Here is a 12,322-nt window from a genome sequence, read left to right on the forward strand (position 1 = left end):
CCCGGCTACGCCGGGTAACCACGGGCCTTCGGCCCGGGTTGCTTGCGCCTTCGGCGCTGCGCGGCGCCTTTGGCGCCGGTACTGCCCCGGCCTTCGGCCGGGGGCCTCGGGCTTCGCCCGAGGCTGCCCGCGCTGCGCGCGGGCAGCGGGCCGGCTGCGCCGGCCGGATCGGGCTGCGCCCGATCGGTGGGGTGGCGGGCACTGCGCGCCCTGGGGTTGCGGTGGGTCAACTCCTTGCTTTGCTCTGGAGTTGGGTGGGTGTCAGGGTGGGGCCTTCGGCCCTTGGTGGGGTTGGGGTGGGTGCCGGGCTTCGCCCGGGTTGGCTGGGGTGGTGGGGGTGCTTCGCGCCTTGGGTGGGTGGTTGGGTGATGGGTCGTCATGAGGTGGGGTCACTCGTTGGGGTGGTGAAGGGGCGGGCTTCGCCCGTTCTCATGCATCAAAGATAGCTGCCCGCTAGACTCTGGCTTAGCGGCACAGCTCCGGGAGGCTCCTCGCCGCAGTGTCGGGTGGGATCAGCGGCGTGATGAATATCGGCGGCGGAATCGTGAGGCGGAGGAAGAATGAATGCTGTGGAGCAGTCGGTGAATTCGCTGAGCTTCGAGGACCGTTTCGGGGTGCGGGAGGAGATCCACCGCGAGATCGAGGGGCTGGACAGGGGGCGGATCCGCGAGCCTCTGCTCACCGTCGCTCCGGCCGGCGGGGAGGGGCGGCTGGGGTCCATCACCCGGGAGGAGCGGCTGGCCGCGGTGCGCCGCAACGAGCTGCGGCGCACCTGCGACCTGATGGAGAGCGAGAGGTGGGACTCCTACCGCCGCGAGCCTGACCCCCAGGTGCTCCGCTGGCACGAGGCGCTGCGGGAGCGGGAGGACCGGCAGCGGGAGCGGGTGAGGTGCCTGCGCCCGGCGGTCCAGGACGCTGCCCCGTCCAGGCTGCCGCTGTGCCTGACCGATCTCCCGGCCGATCGCTTGGGGGCGCAGGCACTCGACCGGCTGGTGGAGCAGGCGGCCGAGTCCTACGGGATCGCCCAGCACTACCACCCCGACGAGCCCGAGGAGGCAATGCGCCACAGCCTGGGCGCAGCCGCCGAGGCCTGGTGGCGGCGGCCCTGCACCGCCTGGCCGACGACCCTGTCCTGGGCCTGACGTCCGGTCAGCGGCTCTACCTGGACGGCCTGGTCGTCGACCTCGACCTGGAGACCGCCGAGTGCGAGCGGTGCACTCCAGAACGAGGACCCCGGCGAGGACTAACCACGCCGTGAAAATGGCGCAGCCAATCGCCGTAAACCCTCCGAACACGTCGCCTGAATTCCAGGAAAGGGAAATCTGAATCATGATGAAAAAGCTTCGCCCTAATCAGGAAGAGGCATGCGATGTGGCAGTACGACTTCTGACGCCTCCGGCGTCGGGTCTGCTGCCAGCGGAGGGGCTGCGGTGCCAGATCCGCGCGGCGACGGGCTCGGGGAAGTCGCTCACGGCCGTGCACGTTGCCGGGCGGCTGCGCTCGGAGCGGACACTGGTGCTGGTACCGTCCCTGCCGCTGCTGGAGCAGACGGTGGGGGTCTGGAAGCGTGAGGGGCACGGCGGTCGGATGGTGGGGCTCTGCTCGCTCAAGGGCAGCGAGCAGCCCGGGATCCCGTGCACCACCGATCCGGCCGAGCTGATCCGCTGGACGGCCGGCCCCGAACGGGTCACCGTGTTCGCCACCTACGCGAGCCTGGGCCTGGGGCACCTGGAGAAGGCGCACCAGGCCGGGCTGCCTGCCTTCTCGCTCGCGGTGGTCGACGAGGCGCACCGGGTCAGTGGTCAGGCTGGGAAGCCGTGGGCGGCGATCCTGGACAACACGAGGATCGCCTGTGACAGGCGGTTGTTCATGACGGCCACCCCGCGACTGTGGGCGGTCAAGGAGCGGGACCAGGAGCGGGCGGCGGCCGGGATGGAGTCGGCCGAGCTGATCGCGAGCATGGACGACGAGAGCCTGTCCGGCTTCGGGCCGATCGCCCACGACTACCCGCTCGGGCAGGCGATCTCGGACGGGGTGATCGCGCCGTACCGGATCGTCTGCGTCGACGTCTCCGACCCCACTCTCCAGGGCCTGGAGCAGCGCGGTGCGAACGAGATGTCGGTGGAGTACCGGGGCGCCCGTCTGGCGGCCCTGCAGACCGCTGTGCTGACCGCCGCCGCCGAGTGGGACCTCGCGCGGGTCCTGTCGTTCCACCACATGGTGGCGGAGGCGCGGGCGCTCAGCACCGGGCTGCCCGAGGTGGCGAAGGTGTTGTGGGAGCAGGACCCGGCGCTGCACCCTGCGCCGGAGCTTGTCGGCACGAGCTGGCTGGAGTCCGAGCACACCGTCGCCGAGCGCCGGGCCACGCTGGGCGCGTTTTCCTCGCTGCTCGCCGACGACGGGCTGCGGCTGCAGCGCTACGTGCTCTCCTCGGTCAAGGTCTTGAGCGAGGGGGTGGACACCTTCGACTGCGACAGCGTGTTCTTCGCCGACGTGCGCGGCTCCATGGTCGACCTGGTCCAGGCCGTCGGCCGGGCCCTGCGCATGGCGCCGGGCAGCGGGAAGATCGCCACCATCGTCGTCCCGGTCATCCTCGGGCCCGAGGAGAGCGGGGAGCAGCTGCTGTCGTCGAGGGCGTTCGACGGGCTGGCGAAGCTGCTGATGGCGCTGCGCTCGCACGACGCGGCCGCCGTCGAGCGCCTGGCCCTGCCGCAGTCCGAGACCCGGCCCCCCAGGGAGCCCAGGCACGCCGGCGACCCGGACGAGCGGCGCTCCGGCCCCGCCGAGGAGCAACTGCTCCAGTTCTCCACCCAGCGCGACCCCGCGGTCATCGCCGCGTTCGTCCGCACCCGGGTCCTGGAACCGGAGCGGGAGGAGTTCCGGCGCGGCCTGGAGGAGTTACTCGCCTACAAGACGGCCTTCGGGGACGTGAAGGTGCCCTACGCCCACCAGGCGCCGTCCGGGCACCGGCTCGGCTCCTGGGTGGCCGACCAACGCCGCTACAAGGCCGCCGGCGTCCTTGACGCCGAGCGCGTCAAGGAGCTGGACGGCCTCGGCATGGTCTGGTCGGCGTTCGACTCCGCCTTCACCGACAACCTGGTCGCGATCGCTGGCTACGCCGCCGAGCACGGCCACGCCTGCCCGCCCGCGGACGCGGTGTGGGGCGGGCGGCCGGTCGGGACCATCATGAAGAACCTGCGCACCGCCCAACGCCGCACCGAGGCCCTGGAGCGCCGTACGGAGGCCGGTGAGACCGGGCTGGACCGGACCGGTGCGCTGACCGCCGAAAGGAAGGCCGCCCTCGACGAGATCGACCCGGGGTGGTGCCCGTCCTGGCCGGTGGATTGGCGGCGGTGCTTCATCCTCGCCCGCCGCCACCTCCAGAACGGCGGAACCCTGACCGGCGCCGAGCCGGGCAGCATCGTCGTCCAGGGCGAAGACCTCACCGGATGGGCCCGCGCCCAGCAGGCCAGCTGGGACAAGCTCGTCCCCGCCCAGCAGTGGGCCCTCGAGCACGTCCTCGGACTCGAACCCCTCGCCGCCGAGCAGAAGCCGGCCCCGAAGGTGAGCCACGCGGACAAGGAGCAGCGCAACCTCGCGGCCGCCGTCCAGTTCCGGGAGCGGGAGGGGCACCTGAACGTCCCGCGCAAGCACAAGGAGACGCTGCTGCTGGCCGACGGCACCAGCGCCGAGGTCAGCTTGGGCCTGTTCATCGCCAACAGCCGCAACCGCCGCGCCGACATCCCCACCGCCCGCGCCGCCCGCCTCACCGAACTCGGCATCCGCTGGCAATAGGAGGGGCGGTGACTGTACTGGGGCCAGCACAGAGGATGCGGTTCCTCGATGGGCGGTAGGAGAGAGTCGCCGGTGCACGGTCTTGGACCGGGCCCCGGTGTGTTCCGGTTCGCTCCCCTGCAGGGGGAGATAACGCCGTCGTTCCTTTCGAGGATCGCGGACTGCTACCGGGTAGGCGCCGTAGACGTTCTGGCGGCGCTGGTCGAGGTCGATGGTCGCCTGAACCTGGTCGGCAGGGCGCGGCCGGACAGCGAAGTGCGTCTCAACGGCGACGCGCGGGGCACGGCTGGCGGCGTTGAGCGGCGTCCCGCAGGAGCGCGGCTGCTGCGGGCGCTGCCGGCCTAGATCCAGTACGAGCACGGCCACTGGTACACGGGGCAGGCAGGGCTGCTCCACCACGGAGTGGAGAAGGTCTCGGCACAGGATCCGGCGTGCCCTGGCTGCACGGCGGCCCGTACAGGGAACAGGACTTCCGTACGCGTGTATCTGGCACCCCACCAGCGTGTCCGCGAACGTCACCGGTTCTGGTTGATGTCGGTGCCCGGAACCGGCGGCCGACTTGTGGACCGGCCTTTCGGATCGCCGCCACACGATCAGTAATCTCATCCCATGACCGCTGACGAGTCTTCAACGGCGCTGGATCGGTTCGTATATCGGCTGGGCGAAGACCAGCCGCTGACCAACGACCAGTGCTTCCTATGCGGCGTGCCGCTCTCACCTGCGAGCCGCACCGACGAGCACGTCTTCCCGCAGTGGCTCCTGCGGCGCTTCGATCTCTGGAACACAAAGATCAATCTGCTCAACGGCACGACCCTTCCCTACTCCCAGCTCAAGATCCCGTGCTGCGGCAGCTGCAACAACGAACACCTGTCCCGCATCGAGATGGAAGTAGGCCGCGCCTTTGACGCAGGCCCTGACGCGGTCGCGCACTCGACCGGACAACCCTGTTCCTATGGATGGGCAAGATCTACTACGGGCTGATGTTCCGCGAGATGTCACTCCTCTGGGATCGACGAGACCCCGCTGGCGGGACCATCATCGACCCAGAATTTCTGGCATCGTTCCGGATGCACCACCTGTTGCTCCAAGCCGCTCGAGGCGTAGTCCGATGGAACAACAAGCAGCGCCCAGCCTCCACATTCGTCTTCCGCGCGATGGAGCCGACAGAACGCCGGAACCGCTTCGACTACGTGGACATCATCAACATCCCGTTCTTCGCGATACGCATCGGACGAACCGTCGTGGTCTCAGCCATGCAGGATTGGGGAGCGCTGGCAGAGGCAGTCGAACTGCCCGGTCTGGAAGCTGCCAAGCACCTCGACCTGCACCCCCAACAGTTCCGCGAAGTAGCAGCTCTGACCGCCTACACCACCAGCCTGTTCAACCGCACCCCCAAACACCTCCTCCACGCAACCGAAGACCACGTCGAGGTAGTGACCCTGCCGATAGCCGGCCTGTCAGCCAAACCCGTCTTCGACGACTTCGCTCCTACCGACTACGCTCAGGTCCTCGCGTGGCTACTCGGGCACCCAGTCGAGAAGATCTGCAACGGGCAGAAGCTCCTGACTCTTCTCCAAGACGGCCAGGGCAACCCGTACCGCATGCCGATAACCGCCGACGAGTCGGCGACCTTCGACATGACGACCTGACAACAACACAGCCAGGCTCCCGTCAGCTCCTCGCCTTTGGAGCTACAGCTAAAACTACCGATCCCGCGCTGCCAGCCTCACCGAACTCGGGATGCGCTGGGTAGGCCCGGCAGTTCGGGGGTGCAACACTCCCGCCGCCAGACGGGCGGGACGCCGCCCGGAGAGACGAAGGCCCAGGTCAGGGGTGTAATGCGAAATCTCGCGTTGCAGCCCTGTGTTGCATCAGCCGACAGCACTTGGGGAGGCTGCGGGCCCGTGGAGGTTGGGGGGGTGCGCGTTCGCGGTCAGTTGGTGGAGACGGGCTCCGGCGTGGACTGTTGCTGGGGCAGAGGCAGGTTGTCGGATCCGGACTGCGCGGTCCAGGCCGCGAGCCAAGCACGGAGTTCCTCTTTGGTGTAGTGGTGCGTTCCCGTCTTGTCGTGCACGCCTGCAGGGAAGGAGATGCCCCGCTGGTGCGAGCGGGAACGGTATGTCCTGATGGTGCTCGCCTTCCAGGGCAGCAGGCCCTGCTTCCACGTCTGCTGGAGGGTGTACCTCTCGAGGCCGTCCGGCCAGCACTGCTCACCGGGAGGTTCCGGAGCGGGCCGGACCGGCGGGACGACCGGACTCGGGCCGCAGACGTGGGAACGCTTCTGGTCCAGCAGGGGCTGGAGCCCTGCCCGGGCCAGGGGGACGCGCCCGGCACCCCTGCCGCGGCGGCCTGGGCAATCAGCTCCACCACATGAGCGTCGGTCAGACGCACCCCGGTGCGGGTACGCTCCAACCAGTCCATGACCTGGCGCAGCGTGGCGGGGTCGAGGGTGCGGGTGAGGTCGCGGACGGCCTGGTGGTCGTTGTCGGTCAGCGCGTGGAGGGCCAGCGCGTTCCAGGGCGTCGGCAGCGGTGGCGTAGGCGCTCTCGTTTCCGGCGTCGGCGTGCCGTGATGAGGATCTGCGAAAACGGCCAGGCTCGCTCTCGATTCCCCACTTGGTTGCGCGTGCATCGAAGGCCGGAGTCGCCCATCTCCGTAGGGTCCGGGCCGGCCCGGTCGGTCAAGGGCGCCTGCGGCGTCGCTGCGCGATGGGCTTCGCCCACCCTGGACAGCCCGGTCCGCCCCGAAGTGCTGCTGGCTGACGGGCGACTCCGGAGCCCTGACGCTCCGTCCCAGGTCAACGCTCTGGGGGTGGGGAGATCAAGTGAGCAGGTCTGTCCCGTACCCCGAGCACGGGGTAGGGATTTTCAACGAGCCTCATCAGCCGGTCGCGCGCTCGTCGTCCCGGGCCCGTGCAGGGCCTGCTGGATGGCCTCCAGGGTCATCCCGGACGCCCGGCGGCGGATCCGGCAACGGACGTCGCCGAGCAGTTCGTGCTCCTGGCCGTCGTTCTCGTCCTTGTGCTCGTCGTGATCGTTGACGGCGGGGTGCTGGGCGAGGGCGCCACCGTGGTGCAGGGTCCGGATGCCGTCGTCTGCGGTGCAGCGCAGCCAGATCGCGCCGCGCACCAGTGGCGAGTCCAGGAGCGGGCGGCTCAGGTCCCGGTCCGCCAGCGCGGGCCGGGAGGCGGCCAACTCCAACCGCCCGCGTACGGCGGGGTCGGGACCGGCTTCACGGAGTCCGGCATGGTGCCTCCCCTCCTCCGGGCTGTGCGTGCGGTTCAACGGCGGCCGCCACCCGACGGTGACGGCCGGACGGCTTCGCCTACCGGGTGGCCATCGGCGGCTGGCCGCCGGCGATGCGGCAGGCGTTGCGGTAGATGTGGAAGCGCGGCCCGGCGTCGCGGTCCTGACCCGGCTCCGGGATGGGGCCGAACCAGGTTCATGCCCTCCCCGGCGATCCGGTCGCCGCAGTGGGCGCAGCGCCACCGCGCCGGCGTCAGCGCCCACGCCGCCTCGAGGTCCGCCAGCTCCTGGTCGGCGTCAGCGTGGCCGTGGTCGTTCTGGTGGTCGTCGGTCGTCATCAGGACTTGTCCCGTCCGTGGAGTTCTGTGGCTTTCGCGGTCGAACGCTTTCGGGTGCAACCGGCATCGGGGCGTCGGGAATGCGGTTCGGAATTTCGTCCTGTTCTGCCACTGAGGCCGGATTCCCCGGATTCTCGTCCGCCGCGGCTGTGTCCAAGCGGTCGTGGCCGGTCCGATGGCCGCGCCGCTCCCGGTGCGGGGCGCGACCATCGGACCGTGTTCGTCTTGAATTAACTCGCCTTTTAGGTAGGCAAGTTGGCTGTTGGTGCTGTTCGGTCAGTTGAGGTCGAAATCGTTGGGGTCGAAGTCGAAGTCGTCGGCGGTGAAGCCGCCGTAGGGGCCGCCGTTGAAGTAGTCGGCGAGGGCCTGGCCGATGACCTGCCGCACGTCGTCCTCGTCCTCGGCGCGGGCGAGGGCTGCGGCCTGTTCGCCGGTGAGGCTGAGGTGGACGTCGCGGGCCCGGACCGCGTCCGAGCCGCGGATCTCGAAGGTACTGGTGCGGCCGACCCTGGCGCCGATGCCGGAGATCGTGCCGAGCTGGGCCAGCTGCCTGGCCTTGCGCTCGCGGCCGCGCTCGGTGGTCTGTACGTCGAGCGCTTCGCGGTGCAGCCGCTCTGCGTCCGTTCCTTTAGGGTGGCGGGTGCCGTCGATCCAGCGCAGCACGGTGCGCGGGGCGACGCCGTAAGCGGCGGCCATGGCCTTGGTGCTGCCGCCGTACTTGCGCTCGCGCACGTGTCCGGCCTGGGTGGTGGACTGCGCGGGGGCCTGGCGGGAGGGGAACAGTGCCTCGCGTACCTGTCCGAACATGCCGCGGAGCCTGCCGGCCATCAGTTGCCGCCTTCCTGGTCGTCGGTCTCGGTGCCGTCGCCTTCGGCGGCCTGGTCCTGGTTCTGGTCGATGGCGGTGCCGTCGGTGGTGTAGTCGTGGACCAGGCGGGAGGGGTGCTCGCGGCGGCCCATCACCTCGAGGACCGCTTCCAGCGGGATCGAGGCCTCGTGCTTGTGGCTGCCCGGCGCGATGCCCAGGCGGAGCGCGCCGGGGACGGGGGTGCCGTCGTCCTTGACCGGCAGGAACCCCAGGGGGGACGGGGCGTCGGCGGCGTAGAGGTAGCTGTCGACGTTGACGGCGAAGGGGGCCCGGCCGGTGAGCTGCCAGGTCTTGCGCAGGCGGCGGTGGGCGGCGATCCGTGCGGCGGCGATGATGTGGAAGCGGATCTCCGGGCGGTAGGACCAGGCGGCGGCGACCTTCTCGAGCCAGACGGTCTCGTCGGGGCGGGCGTTGCGGGCGGAGTCGGCCCACTTGCCGATGCCGCCCTTGTAGATGTTCTTGTAGAGCCCGGCGAGGACCAGGGCGTCCGCGCGGACCGGGTCGGTGCCGGTGTCCTTGTGGACGGCGTGGGCGGCGAGGAACTCTGTCGGGCTCTGGCCGTCGGTCAGGCCCAGCTCGGCGTAGGCGCGCTTGTAGCCGGCCCGCACGTGCCCGGTCCACTCCTTGAGGAGCGGGACGGTGTGGGTGGACAGGTACGCCTCGGTGATGGTCGCCGGGTCGAAGCCGTAGGTGGTGGCCATGTAGGCGACGGTCGGGGTGGCGTACCAGCCCGGGCCGGTCGGCGGGCGGCCGTGGAAGGTGGCCGGGTGCGGCAGCAACTCGTCGACCGCCGTGGTGGTGAAGTCGCACCACCACAGGCCGGCGGTCTTCCCACCGTTCCAGTCCGGGTTCTGCACCAGCTTCAGCGGGCCGGCGGGCAGGCGCAGGGAGTCGGTGACGGACAGGTAGGAGGCGCAGACGTCGACCGCGACCGCGTACCGGCGCGCCGCTTCGGCGGCGGTGAGTTCGCGGGCCCACCACTTGTAGTCCTCCTCCTCGCACACCGCCTCGCCGGAGGCGAGCAGTTGGCGGGTGAGCGGGTGCCGGGCACCGGCGGCCGGCGGCACGCACAGGTCCCCCGTCGGGAGCGCGCCCTCGCGCAGGTGTGAGGACCACTCCCCCGTCACCGGGTCCTTGACCCACTCCACGCGCGGGCGCACCGCGTCCAGGAGCAGCATTCCGGTGGAGGCGGCCGACGCGCCCGGGGCGACGCCGAGGTCGGTGGTGAAGGTCCGAAAGCGGCGGGCGAAGGTGAGGGCGTCTTTGGTGCCGTCGGGGGCGGTGGCCAGCGGCAGGGCGAGGACGCTGGTGGCCTGCTGGCGGGCGTCGCCCTGCCCGAGCCACGGGGCGACGGTGATCCGCACCGAGGTCTTCGGACCGCCGGCCGACCCGGCGCGGCGGAAGACGTGGAAGGCCGGGCCGATGTGCTCGCTCAGCTCCATGCCCACCAGGGCAGCGGCCTTCGCCATCTTCGCCTGCAACGAGGCCAGGGCCTTCTCGGTGCCCGGGAGGGCGGCGGGCAGGCCGAGCTGCTTGAGGGCGGCGGCGGTCAGGCAAACCGTGCCGTCGCCGCCGCGTCCGGCGGGGTGGGCGCGCTCCACGCGCAGCGGCAGGCCGGTGCCCAGCCATGCGAACCAGTCCGTGAGCTTCGGCCCGGCCGGGGCCGGGACCTGCGGCACGTCCAGCGCCCAGCCTCCGTCCGGCGCGGCGTCCAGCGCGACCACCGGCCACCACCGGGCAGCGCTCGCGGTGGCGGCCGCACCGGCCGGGCGCGCCGCGGCGGGACGGCTCGTACGGGCCGCCGCAGGGCGCCGGTCGGCCCGCACCACCGGGGCCGCCGGTGCGGCGGGCACGGGCCGGGACGGCGCCGCAACAGCGGGCGCGGGCACGGGAGCCACCAGCCCGGTCGGGGGGGCCGGCGCGCTGGTGGCGGGAGCCGGGGCAGGGGTCGGCTGCTCGGCCTGGGGGGAGACGGGCGCGGGTGCCGGGACAGCGGGAGCGGCGGGACGGCAGAAACCGCCCAGATGCATCGGACGGCCCTGGGCACGGTAGACGGACGGCTGCCCGCACTGCACGCAGGCCTCGGGCGGGCCCATCACCAGCGAGCCGTCCGCGTTCTGGTCCAGCATCACCTGCTGCGGCACCGGCGCTGCCTGCTGCCCGGGCGCCGCAGGACCCTGCACCGAGGCGGGCGCGGGAGCAGGCTCCTCGGGCACGGGGAAGCGCGCGGCCAAGCCGCCGAGGAGGCGGGCGTAGGCCGGGATGATGTCCGGTCCCGGGACGGCACTGCCGTCCTCCCAGCCGCGCACCAGGGCGGAGTCCACCCGCAGGGCAACCGCGACCTGGGTGACCGTCAGCCCGGCCGCCACACGCAGCCGCTGCCGTTCCGCCGGGGCGGGCAGGCCGGTGCGCACACCCGAGAGCAGGGCGTCGACCGAGTCGAAGAGCTCGTCGGACATCAGGCGCTCCTCAGCGTCCGTTGGGGCGGGTCGGGTCGAGGCGGGGGTCTCCGAACAGGGCGTCGAAGACGTCCTCGGTGACGCAGCCGATCACGTTCTGGTCGGCGTCGCGCAGGGTGTAGCCGGCCGTGCGGCCGAGGTCGGCCACCGCGATCGGGACCTGCGGGCGGTAGTAGAAGGTGAGCTCCCGGCCGGCGAACTCCGCCAGGCCCATCGCCTCGTTCGGCGTGGGCGTGGCTGGCAGGGTGAACGACGACAGGCCGGCCACGTCCGGCTCGGCGGCCAGGTGGAGGACGCCGTCGTCGGTGGTGCGGAACGCGGACACGAGGTTCACTCCGCCGCTGCGGCGGTCCCGCGGCAGCCCGTGGCCCTCCAGCACCCGGCCGAGCTGGGACGGCGCCATCGCGGCCGCGATGCCCAGCGCGCGCCGGTTGGAGTAGCCGCCGGTCGCGTCCGCCCGGGACATCGCCAGCTCCCTCACCACCGTCAGGTGCTGGGTGACGCGGCTGATCCGCGCGACTAGGGAGGTCAGGTCGTCGAAGGTGGCGGCCAGCGGCGGCTCCACCAAGCGTTCCCCGCGCAGCGCCGCAAGCAGCGCGCGCCCCAGGTCATCGGGCACCTCGACCCGCTCGCCGCCGATGCTGATCCTCACGGTTCGACCCCCAAACAGTAGAACTTAACCAAATACTACGCCCGTCCAATCTGTGAACTTAGGGAAAGCGGCGCGCAGCACCACGGCGTGCGCCCCCAGGGCCCGCTCCAGGGCTGCCGCCGAGCCCGCGTGTCCAACGTTCGGGGCGGCATGTCGGCAGGGCGTGACGAAGAGCGCCTCCGTCTCCGTACCAGCCGCGTGCCGGCGCGGGCTGGTGCTGGGACTGGGCCGTCCTCGACGTCCACCACGTCGAGTGGTGGGCCATGGCCGGGAACACCGGGTCACGCGCCGTCGCCGGAAACTCGGCTTCACCGTCGAAGGGACTTTGCGCAACCGCGGCCTTGCCAACGATGGCTTGCCGCGCGACTGGTGGAGGGGGCGCTTGCTGCGGCCCCGACGCTCGGGTCGGCGCGAAGCCGGCTTGGCCGGATCTTCTGCCGGGCTCCGTTCGGCCTGCACCCTCGGGATCGGAACGACAACAACCACTTGCACGCCCCTGATAGCCCCGTTCGTTCAGTACAGGACCACTTGTTCCGAGGCTCTCAGCGGGCGGGGGAGGACCGTTGTGCCGGTGAGGGCCTCGTGCAGGCGGGGCGCGGGCGAGGTGTTGCGGGGTGCGGTGGGTTGTTTGATCGCCCTGGCGAGTGCCTCTTCGTCTCCGACGAGGACGAGCATGCGGCGGGCGCGGGCGACGGCGGTGTAGAGCAGGTTGCGTCGCAGGAGGAGGTAGGCGGGGCCCGCGGTGGTGAGAGGCACGATGACGAAGGGGTACTCGCTGCCCTGGGCACGGTGGACGGTGATGGCGTCGGCGTGGAGGAGTTCGTCGAGTTCGTCGAGTTCGTCGAACCCGTACAGGACGGTGGCGTCGCCGTCGAGGGTGACGTGGAGCCGGCGTTCCTTGTCGTCGATCGCGGTGACCGTTCCGGTGGACCCGTTGAGGACGCCTTTGTGGGGGTCGTTGCGTAC

9 protein-coding genes are annotated in these 12,322 nt (G+C 71.2%); 4 read left to right on the top strand and 5 right to left on the bottom strand.

Translation table 11 applies throughout. The features are described 5' to 3' along the window. Window positions 1–569 precede the first annotated feature (569 nt). From ACZ7C5_RS30535 to ACZ7C5_RS30550, 4 genes are all read left to right on the top strand, one after another. A complete protein-coding gene (locus ACZ7C5_RS30535; protein WP_470323883.1) occupies window positions 570–1,142 on the top strand; it encodes a hypothetical protein in 573 nt (190 codons plus the stop codon). A gap of 190 nt (window positions 1,143–1,332) precedes the next feature. Continuing rightward, the gene (locus ACZ7C5_RS30540) at window positions 1,333–3,795 is read left to right on the top strand and encodes a helicase associated domain-containing protein (RefSeq protein WP_470323965.1); all 2,463 of its coding nucleotides are present in this window, start codon (window positions 1,333–1,335) and stop codon (window positions 3,793–3,795) included. Between the two features lie 609 nt (window positions 3,796–4,404). Next, on the top strand, window positions 4,405–4,776 hold the full coding sequence (locus ACZ7C5_RS30545) for a hypothetical protein (protein ID WP_470323884.1): 372 nt from the start codon (window positions 4,405–4,407) through the stop codon (window positions 4,774–4,776). After that, a complete protein-coding gene (locus ACZ7C5_RS30550; RefSeq protein WP_470323885.1) occupies window positions 4,752–5,444 on the top strand; it encodes a hypothetical protein in 693 nt (230 codons plus the stop codon). Before ACZ7C5_RS30545 ends, ACZ7C5_RS30550 begins: the two co-directional genes overlap by 25 nt. A 1,218-nt stretch (window positions 5,445–6,662) precedes the next feature. Here the strand turns inward: ACZ7C5_RS30550 and ACZ7C5_RS30555 are convergent. The 5 genes from ACZ7C5_RS30555 to ACZ7C5_RS30575 all read right to left on the bottom strand — a co-directional run bounded on the left by ACZ7C5_RS30555 (window position 6,663) and on the right by ACZ7C5_RS30575 (window position 12,265). After that, window positions 6,663–6,989, bottom strand: a complete 327-nt coding sequence (locus ACZ7C5_RS30555; protein WP_470323886.1) for a hypothetical protein — start codon at window positions 6,987–6,989, stop codon at window positions 6,663–6,665. Between the two features lie 665 nt (window positions 6,990–7,654). After that, on the bottom strand, window positions 7,655–8,185 hold the full coding sequence (locus tag ACZ7C5_RS30560) for a hypothetical protein (protein WP_470323887.1): 531 nt from the start codon (window positions 8,183–8,185) through the stop codon (window positions 7,655–7,657). Window positions 8,186–8,205: 20 nt separating this feature from the next. Further along, window positions 8,206–10,704: a helix-turn-helix domain-containing protein gene (locus ACZ7C5_RS30565; protein WP_470323888.1), complete on the bottom strand. Its 2,499-nt coding sequence runs from the start codon at window positions 10,702–10,704 to the stop codon at window positions 8,206–8,208. Window positions 10,705–10,714: 10 nt separating this feature from the next. Continuing rightward, the gene (locus tag ACZ7C5_RS30570; protein WP_470323889.1) at window positions 10,715–11,356 is read right to left on the bottom strand and encodes a hypothetical protein; all 642 of its coding nucleotides are present in this window, start codon (window positions 11,354–11,356) and stop codon (window positions 10,715–10,717) included. Window positions 11,357–11,869: 513 nt separating this feature from the next. Next, window positions 11,870–12,265 (bottom strand): ATP-binding domain-containing protein, encoded by a 396-nt coding sequence (locus tag ACZ7C5_RS30575; RefSeq protein WP_470323966.1) that lies wholly within the window; start codon window positions 12,263–12,265, stop codon window positions 11,870–11,872. Between the last annotated feature and the right edge of the window lie 57 nt (window positions 12,266–12,322).

The sequence above is a fragment of the Kitasatospora sp. NPDC036993 genome (genome assembly GCF_055607525.1).